The sequence below is a fragment of the Microbacterium sp. SORGH_AS_0454 genome (assembly GCF_031453395.1).
GTDB lineage: Bacteria > Actinomycetota > Actinomycetes > Actinomycetales > Microbacteriaceae > Microbacterium.
This window is the reverse complement of the sequence record NZ_JAVIYS010000001.1, coordinates 1,459,403-1,477,034: the sequence shown is the minus strand read 5'-3', so window position 1 is coordinate 1,477,034 and position 17,632 is coordinate 1,459,403. Positions and strand designations below refer to the sequence as shown.

General features: G+C 72.5%; 15 protein-coding genes. 8 read left to right on the top strand and 7 right to left on the bottom strand.

The features are described 5' to 3' along the window. The first annotated feature begins 90 nt into the window (after positions 1 to 90). Genes QE454_RS06845 through QE454_RS06830 form a run of 4 tightly spaced genes read left to right on the top strand, consistent with a single transcriptional unit; the run spans position 91 to position 5,271 of the window. Positions 91 to 1,566: a proton-conducting transporter membrane subunit gene (locus QE454_RS06845; RefSeq protein WP_307456688.1), complete on the top strand. Its 1,476-nt coding sequence runs from the start codon at positions 91 to 93 to the stop codon at positions 1,564 to 1,566. Then, a complete protein-coding gene (locus tag QE454_RS06840) occupies positions 1,566 to 4,115 on the top strand; it encodes a DUF2309 domain-containing protein (RefSeq protein WP_307456692.1) in 2,550 nt (849 codons plus the stop codon). Before QE454_RS06845 ends, QE454_RS06840 begins: the two co-directional genes overlap by 1 nt. Next, the gene (locus tag QE454_RS06835; RefSeq protein ID WP_210075779.1) at positions 4,115 to 4,438 is read left to right on the top strand and encodes a P-II family nitrogen regulator; all 324 of its coding nucleotides are present in this window, start codon (positions 4,115 to 4,117) and stop codon (positions 4,436 to 4,438) included. The genes QE454_RS06840 and QE454_RS06835 overlap by 1 nt, the downstream gene beginning before the upstream one ends. Positions 4,439 to 4,491: 53 nt before the next feature. After that, positions 4,492 to 5,271, top strand: a complete 780-nt coding sequence (locus QE454_RS06830; RefSeq protein ID WP_307456694.1) for a DUF6671 family protein — start codon at positions 4,492 to 4,494, stop codon at positions 5,269 to 5,271. Positions 5,272 to 5,290: 19 nt separating this feature from the next. Here the strand turns inward: QE454_RS06830 and QE454_RS06825 are convergent, their stop codons facing one another. Together QE454_RS06825 and QE454_RS06820 are read right to left on the bottom strand one after the other, a co-directional pair. Beyond that, on the bottom strand, positions 5,291 to 6,364 hold the full coding sequence (locus QE454_RS06825) for a DUF4241 domain-containing protein (protein ID WP_307456697.1): 1,074 nt from the start codon (positions 6,362 to 6,364) through the stop codon (positions 5,291 to 5,293). A 9-nt stretch (positions 6,365 to 6,373) separates the two neighbouring features. After that, a complete protein-coding gene (locus tag QE454_RS06820) occupies positions 6,374 to 7,123 on the bottom strand; it encodes a DUF429 domain-containing protein (protein ID WP_210075774.1) in 750 nt (249 codons plus the stop codon). Positions 7,124 to 7,206: 83 nt separating this feature from the next. Between QE454_RS06820 and QE454_RS06815 the strand changes: the two genes are divergently transcribed. Beyond that, positions 7,207 to 7,578 carry a hypothetical protein gene (locus QE454_RS06815; RefSeq protein ID WP_307456704.1) on the top strand — a complete coding sequence of 124 codons (372 nt, stop codon included), beginning with the start codon at positions 7,207 to 7,209 and terminating at the stop codon, positions 7,576 to 7,578. Between the two features lie 43 nt (positions 7,579 to 7,621). Then, a complete protein-coding gene (locus tag QE454_RS06810) occupies positions 7,622 to 8,509 on the top strand; it encodes an AraC family transcriptional regulator (RefSeq protein WP_309668562.1) in 888 nt (295 codons plus the stop codon). A 33-nt stretch (positions 8,510 to 8,542) separates the two neighbouring features. On the opposite strand, the gene QE454_RS06805 is transcribed toward QE454_RS06810, so the two are convergent. Both QE454_RS06805 and QE454_RS06800 read right to left on the bottom strand, forming a co-directional pair. Next, positions 8,543 to 9,739: an MFS transporter gene (locus QE454_RS06805; protein ID WP_307456711.1), complete on the bottom strand. Its 1,197-nt coding sequence runs from the start codon at positions 9,737 to 9,739 to the stop codon at positions 8,543 to 8,545. Between the two features lie 176 nt (positions 9,740 to 9,915). Further along, positions 9,916 to 10,998: a citrate/2-methylcitrate synthase gene (locus QE454_RS06800; protein WP_307456712.1), complete on the bottom strand. Its 1,083-nt coding sequence runs from the start codon at positions 10,996 to 10,998 to the stop codon at positions 9,916 to 9,918. A gap of 52 nt (positions 10,999 to 11,050) precedes the next feature. Between QE454_RS06800 and QE454_RS06795 the strand changes: the two genes are divergently transcribed. Both QE454_RS06795 and QE454_RS06790 read left to right on the top strand, forming a co-directional pair. Continuing rightward, positions 11,051 to 12,232: a citrate synthase gene (locus QE454_RS06795; RefSeq protein ID WP_307456714.1), complete on the top strand. Its 1,182-nt coding sequence runs from the start codon at positions 11,051 to 11,053 to the stop codon at positions 12,230 to 12,232. Positions 12,233 to 12,371: 139 nt separating this feature from the next. After that, positions 12,372 to 12,761 carry a hypothetical protein gene (locus QE454_RS06790; protein ID WP_307456718.1) on the top strand — a complete coding sequence of 130 codons (390 nt, stop codon included), beginning with the start codon at positions 12,372 to 12,374 and terminating at the stop codon, positions 12,759 to 12,761. 47 nt (positions 12,762 to 12,808) lie between these two features. Here the strand turns inward: QE454_RS06790 and QE454_RS06785 are convergent, their stop codons facing one another. From QE454_RS06785 to QE454_RS06775, 3 genes are all read right to left on the bottom strand, one after another. Continuing rightward, a complete protein-coding gene (locus QE454_RS06785) occupies positions 12,809 to 13,078 on the bottom strand; it encodes a DUF6457 domain-containing protein (RefSeq protein ID WP_307456721.1) in 270 nt (89 codons plus the stop codon). Between the two features lie 98 nt (positions 13,079 to 13,176). Next, positions 13,177 to 14,460 carry a nitrate/nitrite transporter gene (locus tag QE454_RS06780; protein ID WP_307456723.1) on the bottom strand — a complete coding sequence of 428 codons (1,284 nt, stop codon included), beginning with the start codon at positions 14,458 to 14,460 and terminating at the stop codon, positions 13,177 to 13,179. Next, a complete protein-coding gene (locus QE454_RS06775; protein ID WP_309668561.1) occupies positions 14,457 to 17,531 on the bottom strand; it encodes a glycoside hydrolase family 38 C-terminal domain-containing protein in 3,075 nt (1,024 codons plus the stop codon). Before QE454_RS06775 ends, QE454_RS06780 begins: the two co-directional genes overlap by 4 nt. Positions 17,532 to 17,632: the final 101 nt, after the last annotated feature.

Below are 17,632 nucleotides of genomic sequence, written 5' to 3'. Positions count from 1 at the left end.
CATACTGACCTGCTGTACCGGAATCAAAGCACCGGTTATTTGTTACCTGTTTTTTGACACAAGCAATTTTTTGCAGGTAATGTGCTGCGCATGTCGCTTCTCGCCCCGCTCACGATCGCCGCGCTGCTCGCCGCGGTCGTCGCCGCCCTCCTCCCGGACGTCGCGCGTCGCCACACCCCGGGCTCCCTCGCCGTCTGGCCTGCAGCCGTCGCCGCGGCGTTCGCCGCGGCGGGCCTCGCGTCGGCCTTCGCCGCCGACGTCGACATCGCCGGTGCCGCTCTGGCGCTGCTGGTCGTCGGCCTCACCGTGGTCGTGCAGGCCTACGCCAGCCGCAACCTGCGCGGCGACCCCCGATCGCGCACCTTCTTCGCGCTGTCGTCGCTCGCGGCTGTCGGGTCGACCACCGCCATTGCCGCGAACGACGTCGTGCTCCTCGCAGCCGGGTGGACCCTCGGCACGGTCAGCATGATCGCCCTCATCTCGACGGGCGGCGCCGGCCCGCAGACGCGCGTGGCGGTGGTGCGCAGCGCCGTGACGCTGCTGCTCGCAGACGCGGCCCTGTGGGCCGCCGTCGTCGTGGCGGTGGCGTCGACCGGCTCCGTCTCGCTCGCAGCCCTCGGTAGCCTCGACGACTCCTCGGCGGCGGTCGTGAGCGCACTGGTAGCGGTCGCGGCCGTGGCCCGCGCGGGCTCCTTCCCCCTTCACGGATGGCTCCCCGCGACCGCCGCGACGACCACCCCGGTCTCGGCGCTCCTGCACGCGGGCTTCGTGAACGCGGGCGCTCTGCTTCTGCTGCGCTACGCCGCGGTGCCCTCCACCGTCGGCCCCTGGGCGGTGGCCGCCGCCGGCGGGATCACGATGATCGTCGCGACCCTCGCCATGCTCACCCGCCCCGACGTGAAGGGCCGCCTCGTGCAATCCACCGCCGCACAGATGGGCTTCCTGCTCCTGGCCTGCGGGCTCGGGGCCTTCGGGGTCGCCCTGGTCCACGCCATCGGCCACGCGCTCTACAAGGCGAGCCTGTTCCTCGGTGCCGGAACCGCGGTCGAGCACGCGCTCAAGGCCCGAGCCATCGCGCACCCCGCCCCGTCGCGCGGCGGCGCGATCATCGGCAGCGCGGTCGTGCTCCTGACCGGGGCGGCGGCGTTGGCGGCATCCGGGGCGATGACCCACAGCGCAGCGGTGCTCCTGCTCTTCGCGTGGGCCACCGCGACGATCGCCGGCGCGCGGATCGGTGCGAGCTCGGCGCCGGCCGCCACCCGGGCTGTTCTCATCGGCGCTCTCGCCGCGCTGACCGCCGCCTACCTGGCGGTGGTCTTCCCCGCCGCCGAAGCGCTCACCCCCGTCATCGCCGCCGCACCCGCACCCGCAGTACTCGCCATCGCGGTCTTCGCGATCGCCGCCGCCTCGGGCCTCGTCGCGCGAAGCTCCGGTCCGCTCGCTGACCGCCTCTTCGCCTTCGCCTTCGCGTGGGGCCGCCCGCCCCTGCCCCCGGCCGCACCCCGCACCGACATGCCCTGGACCCCGGCGCCCGCCGACGGCCCCCTCGAGTACCGGAGATTCTGATGACCGCCCTCGCCTCCCCTCCCTCGTCCGCCGTCATCCGGGGCTGGATCGCCGCCGCCGGTCGCAGCATCTCGCCGCATTTCCCACTCGAGACCTTCATCGCCCGCAACCCCGTGGCCGGCTACGAGAGTCTCGACTGGGAGGAGGCGATGGGACGGATCGCCGGAGATCACGGCATCCTGTTGTCCCTTCCCGAGCAGCGCTTTCGCGACCTGCACGCGCAGGGACGGATCTCGCCCGCCGACCTCCATGCGGCCCTGCGGTTCACCGTGTCCGAGGCGGGATCGCCCCGCGTCCTGCGCATCGGCGGCCTGGCCACAACCGTCGGCGAAGTGCTCGGACATGATCTGCTCGTCACTCCCCCGATGACGGCGCCCTCCCCGCACCCGACGCCGGCGGCGCGTCTGTCGCCACGCATCCACGCGCGAATCGACGACCTCACCGCGCGCTGGCTCGCCACCTCGCTCGGAACCGCGCCCTGGTCGCGGTCGATGAAGGGCGAGAGCATGTGGACGGCATGGCGGCGCCTGGCCGCGCTCGACCCGACCCTGTCGCGGCGGGTACGCAGCGGCATCCGGAACTGCTCCGACGACCCGGCCGGGGCCATCGGCGAAGCGCTCGCCCGGTGGGAGCTCGACGGGCCCGCGGCGGAGTCCTTCCTGCGGGCGCACGTGCTCGCGCTGCCGGGGTGGGCCGCCCTCGTCCGACACAGCGCCACGACCGGTATCGACCTGACCGCGCTCGTCGCCATCCGCGCGACGCTCGAACGGTTGCTGCTGCCCTCCGACGCCTCCCTCCCGACCGGAGCTGTGAGCGAGGAGTCCGCGGTCGACGACACCGCCCGCATCGGCGCCGTCGCTCTCGCCCTCGGCGTCGACTCGAACGACGGCGAGGTGCGCACCGCCCTGCGACCCGTCCTCTCTCTCATCGAGCCCGTGACGCGGCTCGCCGTCTGGCAGGAGGCATTCGAGAGGGGCATCGCGCGCGAGCTCGCCCCGGCGACCGCGCCGGTACTTCGCCCGAGCGCTCGGACCCAGCGGCCGCTCGCGCAGGCGGTCTTCTGCATCGACACGCGGTCGGAGAGTTTCCGGCGGCACCTCGAAGCCGCCGGCGAGGTCGAGACGCTCGGCTTCGCGGGCTTCTTCGCCGCCCCCATCTCGTTCCGTCCCGCCGACGGCTCCGCCGAGGTGGCCTCGTGCCCGGTGCTCCTCACGCCCCGCGTCGCCATCACCGAGTCGTCCGTGGAGCGCGACGCGATCGCGCGCTGGAGGCGGCAGCACGCGGCGAGCGTGGAACGGGATGCCACGATCGACGCGCTCAAAGAGTCCGCCGTCGCACCGTACGCCTTCGCCGAGACCGCCGGATGGGTGCTCGGCGCGGCGAGCGCGGCGCGGACGCTGGCTCCCGAGGCCTGGCGGGCACTGGTGTCGCGGATGCGCCCTGCGAAGCCGTCGACGCACGTCGACGCGAACGTCGTCTTCACCCTCGAAGAGCGCGTGCTCTACGCCGAGACGGCGCTGCGGATGATGGGCCTCGTCGACGGCTTCGCGCCCATCGTTCTGCTGACGGGGCACGGCGCCTCGGTGACGAACAACCCGTTCGCCTCATCGCTGCAGTGCGGCGCGTGCGGCGGACACGAGGGCGAGCCCAACGCCCGGGCGGCGGCCATGATCTTCAACGACCCCGAGACGCGCGCCGCCCTCGCCGGTCGCGGCGTCTCGATACCGGCCGACACGCTCTTCGTCGCGGCGCAGATGGACACCGCGACCGACGAGGTCACCGTGCTCGAGCCCTGGGCCATCCCGGCCACGCACGAGACCGTCGTGCTGGAGCTGACCCGGCGGCTCGAGGCCGCACGCGCCGCCAACACGGCCGACCGCAGCGCCGGCCTGCCTGGCGCGGGCGGGCGGCACGGCGCGATTCGCGACACCGAGCGCCGGTCCGCGGACTGGGCCGAGGCGTACCCCGAGTGGGGCCTGGTGGGCAACGCCGCCTTCATCGTGGGGCCGCGCGCGATCACCGCGGGCGCCGACCTCGGTCGCCGCGCCTTCCTGCACAGCTATGACGCGGCCGCCGACCCCGACGGCGCGGGACTCGAGACGATCCTGACGGCGCCGATGATCGTGGCGCAGTGGATCAACGCCCAGTACTCGGCCTCGACGGTGGCTCCCGATCGCTTCGGCGCCGGGCCCAAGCCCTTGCACAACGTCGTCGGCACCGTCGGCGTGCTCTCCGGATACGGCGGCGACCTGCGCCTCGGGCTGCCCTGGCAGTCGGTGGGCGTCGGCCGCGCGTCCCGGCACGAACCGATCCGACTTCAGGTGTTCGTCGAGGCCCCGCTCGCTCGGGTGAACGACATCATCGACGCCTCCGAGGCCGTGCGCACCCTGGTGACCAATCGCTGGATCACCCTCCGCGTCCGCGAGCACGACAGCGCCCGCTGGATGCGGTGGGGTCGCTACGGCTGGCAGGCGGACGACCTCGACGCCCACGACCACTCCGGCCTCCCCGCCGCCCACGAAGAAACCACCACGAAGGAGATCCGCTGATGAGCCTGTCCGAGCTGACCCCGATGACCAAGATCGAGGTGGTCGTCGCGAGCGACGACGTCGCCGAGGTGTCCGCCCTCATGCAGTCGTTGGGAGCCCGCGGCTACACCGCGATCACCGGCGTGGCCGGCGTGGGCCACCACGGCCCCCGCGGCGGACGCCTGCTCTTCAACGACCACGACACCCTGACGCTGCTCGTCACCGTCGTGGCACCCGAGAAGGCGGACGCGATCGTCGCCGGCATCCGCCCCGTCCTCGACCACGCCTCCGGCGTGATGTTCGTCTCGCCGACCTCGGTCAGCCGCGCGGACTACTTCGCCTGATGTGCGCCGCGACGAGTCGAGCGGGGTCGCCGTACGTCGGCCACACGACCGCCATGGGTACCCTGCACGGGAAAGAGACCGCGTTCGCCCCCGCCTTCGCCCGGTGGCTCGGCGCGGGTGTCAGCCCGACGGTGCAGCTCGACACAGACTCCCTCGGCACGTTCACCCGAGACGTGCCGAGGGCGGGCACCCCCGAACAGGCGGCCACGTCCAAGGCGCGGGCCGCCGCTCTCGAGCTCGGTACCTCCACGGGGCTCGCGACCGAGGCGTCGTACGCCCCGGCACTCGGGGGCTTCGGCCCCATGGTGCACGAGGAGCTCGCCGTCTTCGTCGATGTCGAACGCGGTATCCGCGTGCGCCACGGCCTCCGCCAGCACACGCACGTCGCCCCGGCACGTGTCGTGCGTACCGAGAGCGAGGTGCGGCGCTACCTCGCTCGCGCGGGCTTTCCCCATCAGGCCGTCGTCGCGCGCACCGACACCGGGATGCATAAAGGGATTCAGGATGCCGCGGTCATCGACGCTCTGCTGCGCCGCGGCCCCGTCGAGCTCGAGCCCGACCTGCGCGCGCACATGAACCCGACCCGGCGACGGGTTCTGCGACGCCTGTCGTGGCTGCTCGCGGCCCGGCTGAACCGCCTGTGTCCGGGGTGCGGATGCCCGGGCTTCGGCACGGTGGGCGTCGTTCGCGGACTGCGGTGCGGCGCGTGCGGCAACGCCACCTCGCAGGTGCGCATCGACGTCGACGGCTGCCCGGCCTGCGATGAGCAGCGCGAGCGCCGACGGCCTCAGCGCGAGGCCGATCCGGCCACGTGCGACGTCTGCAACCCGTGAGAGGCGTCGGCAGGCGATGTCACAGGTGCCGCAGGTTCCCCTGTTCGTCCGCGGTGACGAGCACCAGGAAGTCGATGACGAGCTGGGCGACCGCGCCCGTCTCGTCGAGCCCCCAGTACACCGGGTACTGACCGTCGCCGTACCCGGACTCCGCGACGATGCCCACGTCGGATGGACCGAGGGCGACCTCTTGCACGCTCGGCGACGGCGCGTACATGTACTCGGTGAAGGCCGCGGCCTTGGCCCGCCGGCTCATGGTCGCGTACGCGGCGAGGTCGACGATGCACGCCGAACCCGCGTCGACGCCGAAGAAGTGCCCCGGCCCGGTCGGCAGATCGGCGGGATGCCAGGTCACCGGCATCCGATCGCTGAAACGCACCCGCAGGGCGGCGTTGCGGCCGAAACCGGTCACCCTCTCCACCGGGTACGACCCCGGGGTCACGCTGCGGGCCAGGGGTCGCGCGTCGTCGTTGTCGTAGCCGAAGTCGAGGACGGCGAGCACACCCGACGTCGTCACCAGCGTGCCCGCGGGTGAGACGCGCACCTCCGACTCTTCTCCGCTGCGCCGGTGGACGACCGAGCGCTCGGTGAAGTTGCGCACCTCGTCGAGGGTTCGCTGTTCATCGGGCAGCTCGTCCAGAGAGGCGTCCGGTGCCGCGTCGGCGGCGAGCGCCCGGGCATGGGCCGCATCGGCGAAGGGGGTGCGGGGGTCGTCGAAGTGCTGTTCGATGGCGCTGATCTTCCACCCGCGCCCCTCGCGCTCGAGGACGTACTCGTGCTTCTGCCGCGTCGGCGAGTCGATCATCTCGGTCAGGACGAACGCGCGGTCACCCTCGACCTCGGAACGCACGATCCGTTCCACGGCGACCCCGTACCCCGGCGGCGTACCGAACGAGGAGTCCAAGCGAACGTGCTCCCCCACCACGTGATCACGTGTCAGCGGGACGACGAGTTCTCGCCACTCGGAGAATGCGTTGCGCCGTGTGGACCGATCCTCGAAGGCGGGCGCTGCACGCCGCCACTGCGCGTCGTAATCCTCGAGGAAACGCTGCACGCGCTTCTCTGCCGCTTTCGCCCCGCGATCGCCCCACATGCCGCCAGCCTAGGTCGCCGCCAGCTCCTCGAGAGGCCCGTCCGGCAGCACGACCCACCCCTCGCGCCGGGCGACGGGGAGCATTGCGGATGCCGGGCGCTCGAACGACCCGAGGGCTCCGGCGCGCGTGGCCAGGGCGGCGACGACGGCATCGAAGGCATCGGCCTTCGCGACGGCGAGGGGGCCGAATCCGCCGAGGTCGAGCCACGGGGCGCGCTCGGTCAGCGCGTCGAGCAGGATCGCCCGGCGGGCCGCATCGACTCGGTATCCGCTCGTGTCGAAGCCCCACAGGCGCAGCGATCCGCCGGGGTAGACCTCGAACAGGCGCCCCTCGGCCGCGCGGTCGACCGGGAACCCGGCCTCGGCCAACCGCCGCAAGAGGCCCGCGCCGCGCAGCGCCGTCACGCCCAGGCGGTCGGTCGAGACGCTCAGCGGCCAGCGCCCGATGCGCTCGCGCACCACGTGGTCGGTGTGGCGGTAGACGAGCGTGCGCCGCCAGTCCGCGCCTCCGTCGACCGGTCCGAGCGTCGGGGCCGCGCCGGCGTGGTGCGCCTGCACGAAGTCGACGAAGGCGTCGGGCCAGCCGAGCGGGCAGTCCACCCCGAGCCACACGTCGCCGGAGCGGACGGATGCCACGATGTCGGCATCCTGGATCCCGATCTCGAGCCGCGTGAGCCGGGCCGCGCCATCGGCCCAGTGCATCTCGGCGAGGGCCGTGCCGGGGGCTCCGGCGGCGAGGTCGACTCCGACGGTTCTCATCCCCTCGAGCCTAGGCGCGGTCGCCCGCGGCGAGGCCCGTCAAGACCTCGCCGAAAGGCCTCGCGACCTGGGAGGATCGAGACATGGCAGACGACGACCTCCCCGATTCGCTGGAACCGGCCGTCGACATCCCGCCGCGCGACGAGCCGCCCGCCCCTCCTGCGCCGAAGGGTGACCTGCGGGTCGTCTCCGTCGTCGCGATCGTCACCGGCGTCGTCGTCATCGCCTGGTACCTCTTCGTCGCCACGGCGAGCGCGATCGCCGACGTCGACAACCTGATGTGGATCCAGATCGGCATGTGGGTGCTGGCCCTGATCTCGTTCGTCTGCGGCATCGTGAGCCTGAACGCCCGCATGGCGCGCGAGCTCGCCGCGGCGGGGTTCATCGCGGGAGTGGCGGCGGGCCTTCTCTCTGTGACGATCGGGCTGTTCAGCGGGCTCGAACTGTTGGGCTGACGACGCTCGGAATAGCGCCGAGACGAGCGGGGTTGCCGCTCTCATGACCTCGCGTGCCGCGCTCGAGAGCGCTCTGTCGAACATCGACGTGCACCCCGGTCGCGCGTGGCGGCGGTCGTTGTCGGTGGGCGAGAGCACGACGCTGGCGCAGGGCGAATCCGCGATCGTCTACGTGCGCTCCGGCGAGCTCACCGGCCTCAGCGCCGCGCGAGCGGGATGCTCGGTCAACGCGCCCTCCGGGGCGGCGACCGCGGTGGAGGGCGGACGTACGCTGCTCACGGGAGACGCCTTCATCTCGCTCGGATGCCACTCGCTCGAGCTGGCTTCGCAGTCCGGCGCCGAGGTGACCGTCGTTCCGCTCGAGGTGGTTCCGACGGTGCACACCCGCGCCCTACCGCCGGTCGTCTTCGTCAGCGGCTTCGCACGCGCAGAACCCGCGGCTGCCGGCCTCGCCGCCCACCTGGGCATTCCCGCCCCCGGTGCCGCGCTCGACCGCCAGGGCGACGAGACCATCTGCAAGCTCATGGTGACCACGGTGCTGTTGTCGGCGCTGCGTGCGTGGGCCGCGTCGGAGCACGAGACCTCGTGGCCGCCGCGCACCGCCGACCCGTTCCTCGCCCGTGTCGCGGCCGCCGTCGACGACGACCCCGGAAAGGAGTGGACGATCGATCAGCTCGCGGCCCTCGGCGCGATGTCGCGGTCGGTGTTCGCCGCCCGTTTCCGGGAGGTGTTCGGCACCTCACCCGCCTCGTACGTCACGGCGGTGCGGATGCGCCGAGCCGAAGACCTCCTCGACGCGGGAACGCCCGTCTCCGAGACCTCGCGCGCCCTGGGGTACGCCTCGGACGAGGGGTTCCGCCGCGCGTTCCGCCGTCACACCGGCGTGGCCCCGTCGGCCTGGCGCAGCGGTCGGCGCTCGCTGACGCCCTGAGGCCCCGCCGCATCTTCGGCGGGGCCGTCGCCGTCATCGCGCCCGAGGGCGCCGCAGCAGCGAGAGGCCGAACAGCACGGCACCGATCACGAGCAGCAGGATGCCGATGGCATCCACCGTCACGACCCCCGCGGCGTCCACGAGCAGGCCGCCGAGGCCGGCCGCGATCGTGATCGCGAGCTGGAAGCCGGTGACGACGAGGCTCCCGCCCGCCTCGAGACGGTCGGGCATGCGGTGACCGACCCAGGTGTTCACGATGATGAGCCACGACGAGAAGAAGAAGCCCCAGACGAGCACGGCGGCCGCGACCACCGCCATCGCCGAGGGGAGCAGGACGACAGCCGCGATAGCGAGCGCGATCACCAGGGGGCCGACGACGGCCAGACGCGCGAAGGCGCGATCGACGACGATGCCGACGAGGATGTTGCCCACGAACCCGCCGACCCCGAACAGGGCGAGAAGCAGCACGACGGTGCCCGCGTCGACGTTCGGAATGCGCTCGAGCGACAGGCGCACGTACGTGTACGCGAGAAAGTGGCCGAGCACGACGAGCACGTGACCGACCATGCCGCCCGCCACACCCCGGCGACGGAGCGTGTCGACCAGGATGCCGAGGCTCGATGCTGCTGCCGCCGGGACGGGCGGCAGCACGACGCGCACCGCGATGCCGACCGCCGCGGTCGCCACGGCGACGAGGAGGAAAGCCAGCCGCCAGTCGAGCGCCTCACTCAGCGCGACGCCGAGGGGAACGCCCGCCACGGTCGCCAGCGACAGACCGGCAGAGCCGAACATGACGGCGCGACCGATGCGTTCGGGGCTCGACAGGCGTGCCGCGACCGTGATCGACATCGACCAGAACGCGCTGATCGCAGCCCCCAGCAGGAACCGGGCGATGAGGATGGCCACCAGGCTCGGCACGATCGCGACGACGAGGCTCGACAGCGCGGCCGCGGCCGCCGCCAGCACGAGCAGCGTGCGGCGGTCGAGCCGGGGAAGCAGCAGCCCGACGGTCGGGGCGACGAGAAGCCCCGCGAGGGCGGTGACCGTGACGGTCTGACCGGCTTGGCCCGGGGTGATGCCGAGCGAGGCGGCCATCTCGGTGAGCACGCCGTTGGGGAGGAACTCCGCTGTGACGAGCAGGAAGCTCAGCAGCATCACGACGATGAGGCCGCCGTACCGCATCGAGGGCGGGGCGGAGAGCGAGGTCGGAACGGGAGCGGTCGAGGTCATACTTCGATGCTGGTTCGGGGCCGCCGTCTGCGCCCGACCGATCGTCCGCGGCATCCGACCATTCGTCCGGGAGCCGCGTCTCGTGCCGTGGGCGGTCCTGCGAAGTCGAGTCGCGACAGGCCGGGTGCCCGCAGCGGACTGCGGCGCATCGATCGTGCGACCCGCAGGACCGGGGTTCAGCCCGCGAGCACCGGCCCCACGTACCGCGCCGCGGGCCGGATGATCTTCGGGTCCCGCGCCTGCTCGAGCACGTGCGCGGTCCAGCCGATCGTGCGGGCGAGAGCGAAGGTGGGGGTGAACATCGCGCGCGGGATGCCGCACTGCTCCATCACCACCGCCGCGTAGAACTCGACGTTGGCGTGCAGCGGGCGCTCGGGCCGACGCTGCGCGAGCTGACGCTCGGCCTCTTCTTGGAACGCCAGCGCCTGGGTCACGCGGTCGCCGCCGAGGCCGCGCGCGACCTCGCGCAACAGCTCGGAGCGCGGGTCGGCCGTGCGGTACACCGCGTGCCCGAAGCCCATCAGCCGGCGTACCGCGTCGAGCTCCCCCGCGATCCAGGCGGCAGGGTCGTCGTCCGCGCGGTCGAGACTGTCGAGGGCACGGGCCGGGGCTCCGCCGTGCAGCGGCCCCGAGAGCGCGCCGAGCGCGCCGGAGAGACAGGATGCCATGTCGGCCCCCGTCGACGCGATGACCCGGGCCGTGAAGGTCGAGGCGTTGAAGCCGTGGTCCATCGCCGCGACCAGGTAGGCCGACAGCGCCCGGACGTGGGCCTCGTCGGGAGCCGTCCCGGTCACGCGCTCGAGGTAGTCGGCCACCACGCCGCGACCGCCCGCCGCCCCGGGCGCGAGAGCGAGCGGGGCCATGGCGGCGAAGGCGATCGCCTCGTCGAGCCGCGCATCGGACTCGAGGTCGTACAGCGCCGCGGACGAGCGGGCGGATGCCGCGAGCGTCCACACCGCCCGGAGCGCCGCGAGCGGCTGATCGGTGCGGGCCGTGACCGCGGCGATCAGCCCGGGCAGGGCGGGGTCGGCCTGTGCGGCCGAGACGCGCGCGGCGAAGGTGGCCCGGGTCGTGGCATCCGGCAGCTCTCCCGCCACCAGCAGCTGCCAGACGTCTTCGAAGGAACGCGTGCGGGCCAGCTCCACCGCCGCGAAGCCGCGGTAGTGGTAGACGCCGGCTTCGCCGTCGACGTCGCTGATGGTCGTCTCGGCCGCGACGACGCCGTTCAGTCCGCGGGGCACATCGATCAGGTCGCTCATGCGCTCAGTGTGCGAACATGACGATCTCAGCGTCAACGTTGATCGGATCAAGATGACCGCACCCCTCCCCCGTCTTTCCGCGGCCCAGGTCGCCGCGCGCCTCGGCGTGAAAGCCGAGACCGTGTATGCGTATGTCTCGCGCGGACTTCTCCGCCGCGAGCGCGACGCCCGCGGCTCGACGTTCGACGCGCTCGAGGTGGAGGCCTTCGCCTCGGGCCGCCGACGCACGGCGCCGCGGACGCCGACGCACCCCACGACCGGCATGCCCCTCGGCATCGTGCAGACCGACATCGCCGACATCGAGGACGACGAACTGCTCTACCGCGGACGCCGCGCCCGCGACCTGATGAACCAGCCCTTCGCCGAGGTCGTGGCCTGGCTGTGGGACGCGGAGCGCGTGGACGCCCCCGACCCCGCGATCGGCAGCGCCCGCGCGATGGTCGAAGCCCTCCCCCTGCACGCCGGGTCGATGGACCGGCTGCGGGCCGCGGCGACCGGCTTCGCCGCCGACGATCCGCTGCGCTACGACGCCTCGGCGGACACCGCCCACCGCATCGGGTGGACGCTCATCACCGGGCTGCCCGTCGCCCTCGGCGGCCACCCGCAGGCCGATGTCGCGCGCTCGCTGGTGAGCGCGTGGGGCCCGCCGACCGACGCGGCGACCATCGCCGCCGTCAACGCCGCACTCGTCCTGCTGATCGACCACGACCTGGCGGTGTCGACCTTCGCCGCGCGGGTCGCGGCTTCGGCTCGCGCCGACGGCTACGCCGCTGTGAGCGCCGCCCTCGGCGCTGCCGATTCTCCGCTGCACATCTCGGCAGCGACCCGCACCGCCCGCTTGCTCACCCGCGTGCGGCGCGGCCAGGAACCCGAGAGGGCGCTGACCGACTCACTGCAAGAGGGCAACGGCATCCCGGGCTTCGGTCATCCGCTCTACGCCGGGGGCGACGATCGGGCCACGGCCCTGTTCCCGCTCCTGGCCGCACTGCCCGACGGGGAAGGGACGATGGATGCCGTGCGGCGGCTGTCCGACGTCGTCGCCGACCGCGCGGGGTTACGGCCCAACGTGGACCTGGCGCTCGCGGCCCTGGCATCCGGAGCCCGCCTCCCCGAAGACGCGGCGAGCACGATCTTCGTGCTCGGGCGGATGGCCGGATGGATCGCGCACATCGCCGCGGAGTACGCCGAGCCGGCGATGCGGCTGCGCCCCCGCGGGGAGTACGTGGGGCCGTGACCGGTCGCCTCCGCCCGTTTCGCCACCGAACGAAGGTCGATAGATGATGCGTCGATATCTGGCGATCGCTCTTCTCGCGGTCGCGATCGCGAGCACGACGGGCTGCGCGCCCACCTCACCACACCCCAGGGGGAACGACATGACGAGCGACCCGGCGGCGAAGCAGGGGGACGGCACCCTGCGCACCGACCTCGCGCCGATCGCGACGCGCTACCCGCAGCTCGCATCGGCGGAGTCGATCGAGTGGATGGGCGGCACGACCGGCACCTCCGACGTGGGGCCGACGACGTACTGGGTTGACGTCGTGGCGGTCGTCCCACAGTCCGAGGTCGACGCCCTGCAGGCGGCGGGAGACCTCGACTCCGTGCAGCCGCCCGAACTCGTGTCGGGGATGCGCGCGAAACTGCCGGCCGGGCACTTCGAGGGCAGCCCCGCGCTCGACGAGCTGTTCTCGGCGTCCGGTCACAGCGCGACCGTCGCCCTGGATCCTCGCGCGCGCACGATCGTGCTGTCGGGCCTCTTCGAGTGACACCGGCAGGCGACGCGCGCCGGGGTCACGCTGCTCGGTATCCGACCTCAGCGGTTGTCCCACTCGTGCGCCATTCGCACCACCGCCGCCACGGCGGCCTCGGTGTCGGCGGGTGAGCCGCCCGCTCGACCGGCGACGAGACCGGCGACGAATGCGCTGAGCGGCGCCGCCGGTCGGGCGACGCCGTTGGCGACGTCCCGCGCGAGATCGAGGATCAGAGAGATGGGGATGTCGCCCTCGGCCAGGCCGAAGCGCTCCGCGAGAGCGACGCTCCAGTCGGCCAGCGCTTCGGGGGGCAGTGTGCGGGACTCGGTCATGGTTCCTCCTCGGGCCGTGGGGAGATCGTCCCACGAGTACAGCCGATGAAGGTGGCATCCGGGTGCCAGGCGATCCGATCGCGCCGAGCGCCCCGTCGCTATCCGACGACGCGGGCTCCCGTGCGGGGCGCCTCGATGCCGCGGCTCGTCACCTGGCGATGCGCGCGCACCACGAGGAGGAGCCCCATCGCCCAGAACGGCACCTGCACGAGCTCCGCCAGACGGAACGCGGCGAGCGAGAACTCTCCCCCACCGGCCTGCAGGGTGAGGACGGCGCCGATCGCCAGGATCACCAGGATGCTCGAGAGGAAACCCGCGCCGTTCACCACCCCTGTCGCCGTGCTCAGCCGCTCGGGCGGGTTGTGGTCGCGCACGATGTCGAACGCGATCATCGACGCGGGCCCCCCGACGCACATGGCGATGGCGAGCACGACGAGAAGGGGCAGCGGCGCCCGGTCGGGAAACACCAGAACCGCCGCCCACGACGCCGCTTGCGCGGCGACGAGAGCGATCACGAGGGCGGTCCGAGCACGGGGGAACCTCCCGGAGACGGCACCCACGAGCGGCCCGAAGACGATACCGCCGACGACGTAGACCGTGAACAGTCCGCCCGCGGTCGCGGCATCCAGGCCCTGACCGGCCACGAGGAAGGGGAAGCCCCAGAGGATCGCGAAGGCGTTGCCCGAGAACGAGGTGACGAAGTGCACCCAGAACGCCAGACGGGTGCCCGCCGCACGCCAGGCCGCGCGCACGGACCGGCCGACCGGCTCCCGTGCGACGGCGATCGACCCGCGCTCGTGGACGACGACCACGACCAGCACGCCCACCAGAGCCGTGACCCCGGCCGCCGCGAGGAAGGCCGACGTCCACCCCGACAGACCGACCAGGGCCGCGAGCGGAACGACGCTGATGATCTGACCGAACTGCCCCAGAAGTCCGGTCACTTGCACGGCCGTCGGCGCGAGGCGTCGGGGGAAGCGCATTCCGATGACCCTCAGCAGGCCGGGGAAGATCGCGGCCTCGCCGGCGCCCATGAGCAGACGCGCGGCGATCGCCAGGCCCACGCCCGGGGCGATCGCGAGAAGCACCTGCGCCGCGGCCATCACGAACATGCCGACCGTGAGCACGGTGCGCGCGCCGAACCGGTCGAGGAGCAGCCCGACCGGCAGCTGCAGCGCGCCGTAGACGGCGAGCTGCACGACGGCCAGAAGCGACAGCGTCGCCGCGGTGATCGCGAACCGATCCGCCGCCTCGAGCCCGAGGGCCGACAGGGAGGTGCGATTCACGATGGAGACCACGTACGCGACGACCCCGACGAGCCACACGGCGAGCACGCCGATGCGCTGTCGCCAGGGGGCCGCCGGGGTCGCGCTCCGGGTCATCCGCGGGTCAGCCGCAGCGTCACGACCTGGAACGGCCGCAGCTCGAGCTGGATCTCGTCGCTCTCGTGCGCGAGCTGACGCGAACGCGCCATGTCGGCACCGAGCGGGCGCTCGAGCAGGTCGACCTCGGAGACGGATGCCACGGCGAACCCGGGCACCAGCGTCGTGGCCGCGCGACGACCCAGCGCCTCGTACGCACGCACGATCACATCGCCCGAGCGGTCGTCGGCGAGCTTGACGGCTTCGATCCGGATGCCCTCGTTGGTCGAGCGCACGACGCTCCACGGCTGGACGGTGCCCTCCACGACGGGGCGGCGCAGCGGCAGGTTCTGCTCGTAACCGGATGCCACGACCCCGGCGATGTCGGCACCGGGGTGCACCGCGTACGCGAACGTGTGGTGGCCGGCATCCTGGATCGGGTCGGGCGAGTTCGCGGCACGCACGAGGCTCAGGCGCACCTCGGTCTCGACCTCGCCCGAGGCCCCGACGGTACGGGTGATGTCGTGGCCATAGGTGGCGGCGTTCGTCACGCCGATGCCGTAGCCGGGCTCTTCGACGTGCACCCAGCGGTGCGCCATGACCTCGAACTTCGCGTCTTCCCACGAGGTGTTCGTGTGGGTCGCGCGGCGCACGTGGCCGTACTGGATCTCGGCGCTGTGGTGGTGGGCGTGCACGACGAAGGGCAGCGACGCCTTGAGCAGCTTCTCGCGCTCGTTCCAGTCGAGGTCGACGGCGAAGTGCACGCGCACGTCGTCGGCCTGCACGGCGACCGTCTGCGTCAGGCGCGACGTGCCGAACGAGCGGGTCACGACGACCCGGGCCCGCAGGTCGCCGTCGACGAGCAGCTCGACCGCGTCAGCGGTATCGAGGTCGTCGAAGGTGTAGCGGTAGTGCGCGTCGATGTCCCACGCGTCCCACGCGTTCGGCAGGTCCTGGTGCAGCTGCAGCAGGTTGGCGACGCGGCCGGCGGGCACGAGCTCGCGGTTCTCGGCGAGGTCGACGATCGAGGTGACGAGGCCGCGGGCGTCGACGGTCACCCGGACGAGGCCGTTGTCGAGCACGATGTCCTCGCCGTCGCGGTGCGCGGTCACCGGGTGCGCCGGAACGACGGGAACGAGGGATGCCACGCCCAGCGCCGGCGCCTCCACCAGTGCGAGCGGGGTGCCCTCGGCATCCAGGGTCAGAGACCGACGCGCGTGGTCCGCCGAGTTGACGACCGCGGCCGACAGGCCCGCGGCCGCGAGCGCCTCGGCGATCGAGCGCTCCAGCTCGGCGAGCGCGGCGGCGTAGTCCTCTTCGTTCTGCTCGTGCACCCATTGGATCGACGAGCCGGGCAGGATGTCGTGGAACTGCTGCAGCAGCACGCCCTGCCACAGGCGGTCGAGCGCCTCGTACGGGTACTCGGCACCCTTCAGCGCGGCGGCGGTCCACCAGAGCTCGGCCTCGCGCAGGCGGTTCTCGGCCTCGCGGTTGCCGCGCTTCTCGCGGGCGTGCGAGGTGAAGGTGCCGCGGTGCAGCTCGAGGTACAGCTCGCCCACCCACACGGGGGCGTCGGGGTACTCGGCCTGGGCTGCGGCGAAGAAGTCGTCGGGGTGCTCGATCTCGACGCGGGGCGAGCCCTCGAGCGAGGCGACGCGGCGCTGGCGCTCCATCATCTCGCGGATGGGTCCGCCGCCGCCGTCGCCGTAGCCGAAGGGCACGAGCGAGGTGGTCGCCACGCCCTTGTCGCGGAACTGCCGCACGGCGTGGTGCAGCTCCTCGCCCTCGAGCGTGGAGTTGTAGGTGTCGATCGGCGGGAAGTGCGTGAAGATGCGCGAGCCGTCGATGCCCTCCCACCAGAAGGTGTGGTGGGGGAACTTGTTCGTCTGGCTCCACGAGATCTTCTGCGTGAGGAACCAGTCGAGCCCCGCGAGCTTCGCGATCTGCGGGAACGCGGCGGTGTAGCCGAACGAGTCGGGCAGCCAGATGCCGTGCGTCTCGACGCCGAGTTCGTCGCGGAAGAAGCGCATGCCCTGCGTGATCTGGCGCACCATCGCCTCGCCGCTCGGCAGGTTGCCGTCGGGCTCGACCCACTGCGAGCCCACGACGATCCACTGGCCCGCGGCGATCGCGGCCTTGATGCCCTCCCACACGTGCGGGTAGCGCTCCTTCACCCACGCGTACTGCTGCGCCGACGACGCGGCGAAGCGGAAGTCGGGGTACTGCTCGGCGAGGGCGAGCACGTTCGAGAACGTGCGGGCGGTCTTGCGCTTGGTCTCGCGGATGGGCCAGAGCCACGCGGTGTCGATGTGCGCGTGACCGATGCCCGAGAGGCGGTGGGCCGAGGCGGATGCCGGGCGTGAGAGCACGTCGACCAGCTCGGCGCGGGCGGCCGCGGCGGTGCCGACGATGTCGTCGAGGCGCAGCACGTTCAGCGCCCGCTCGAGCGCGCGCATGACCTCGTGGCGGCGGGGCTCGGTCTCGGGCAGCTCCTTCATCAGCTGGTAGAGCACCTCGACGTCGAACTGCAGCCCCCACACCTCGGGCTCGAAAACGGCCAGCTCGGCGGTACGGAACGTGTAGATGGGCGCCTCGGGCGCCGTCTTCTTCGAGCCGTACGGCGTCGGGACGAAGTCGTTCTTCAAGATGTCGGGGTTGGCCGCGGCCTCGACGAAGAAGTGCACCGGCTCACCGCCCGCGGCCTCGTCGGCCAAACGGACGTAGTGGTTGCGGGGGTGGATGCCCTTCACCTGCACGCCGTCGGGGGTGTGCACGAGCGCCTCGGCCTGGTTGCCCGGCCAGTCGCCCTGGAAGCCCGGATCGAGCAGCAGCTCGACCGTGCGGCCGGCCCAGTCGGTGGGGATCTCGCCGGTGACCTCGAACCACCACGTCGACCACGCGCGGCCCCAGCTGTCGCCGACGGCGAAGGGCGAGTAGTCGGCGGCGAGCGCCTCGGATGCCGGGACCGGCTCGTCGGGGACCATCCAGGCCTGCAACGCGACGGGCACGCGGGCCGAGTAGACGGCGGGAACGATGCGCTCGGTGAGAACGCGGTGGATGCGCTCTTCGACGAGCGTGAGGTTCTGGTGCACGGTGGTCTCCGATTCGAAGGCTGCGCGAGATTCGGGGCTGCGCGGTTCGGGTTTCGTTCTGCGGGGCTGTGACGTGGTGCGGGGGTGCGGCGCCGTGGGGG

Bases quoted from the DNA above. Each gene is read 5' to 3' on its own strand.
- QE454_RS06805 (WP_307456711.1), bottom strand. From the start codon at position 9,739: ATGACCTCGACCGCTCCCGTTCCGACCTCGCTCTCCGCCCCGCCCTCG.
- QE454_RS06835 (WP_210075779.1), top strand. From the start codon at position 4,115: ATGAGCCTGTCCGAGCTGACCCCGATGACCAAGATCGAGGTGGTCGTC.
- QE454_RS06825 (WP_307456697.1), bottom strand. From the start codon at position 6,364: ATGTGGGGCGATCGCGGGGCGAAAGCGGCAGAGAAGCGCGTGCAGCGT.
- QE454_RS06780 (WP_307456723.1), bottom strand. From the start codon at position 14,460: ATGACCCGGAGCGCGACCCCGGCGGCCCCCTGGCGACAGCGCATCGGC.
- QE454_RS06810 (WP_309668562.1), top strand. From the start codon at position 7,622: ATGACCTCGCGTGCCGCGCTCGAGAGCGCTCTGTCGAACATCGACGTG.
- QE454_RS06790 (WP_307456718.1), top strand. From the start codon at position 12,372: ATGACGAGCGACCCGGCGGCGAAGCAGGGGGACGGCACCCTGCGCACC.
- QE454_RS06830 (WP_307456694.1), top strand. From the start codon at position 4,492: ATGGGTACCCTGCACGGGAAAGAGACCGCGTTCGCCCCCGCCTTCGCC.
- QE454_RS06845 (WP_307456688.1), top strand. From the start codon at position 91: ATGTCGCTTCTCGCCCCGCTCACGATCGCCGCGCTGCTCGCCGCGGTC.
- QE454_RS06785 (WP_307456721.1), bottom strand. From the start codon at position 13,078: ATGACCGAGTCCCGCACACTGCCCCCCGAAGCGCTGGCCGACTGGAGC.
- QE454_RS06800 (WP_307456712.1), bottom strand. From the start codon at position 10,998: ATGAGCGACCTGATCGATGTGCCCCGCGGACTGAACGGCGTCGTCGCG.
- QE454_RS06820 (WP_210075774.1), bottom strand. From the start codon at position 7,123: ATGAGAACCGTCGGAGTCGACCTCGCCGCCGGAGCCCCCGGCACGGCC.
- QE454_RS06795 (WP_307456714.1), top strand. From the start codon at position 11,051: ATGACCGCACCCCTCCCCCGTCTTTCCGCGGCCCAGGTCGCCGCGCGC.
- QE454_RS06840 (WP_307456692.1), top strand. From the start codon at position 1,566: ATGACCGCCCTCGCCTCCCCTCCCTCGTCCGCCGTCATCCGGGGCTGG.
- QE454_RS06815 (WP_307456704.1), top strand. From the start codon at position 7,207: ATGGCAGACGACGACCTCCCCGATTCGCTGGAACCGGCCGTCGACATC.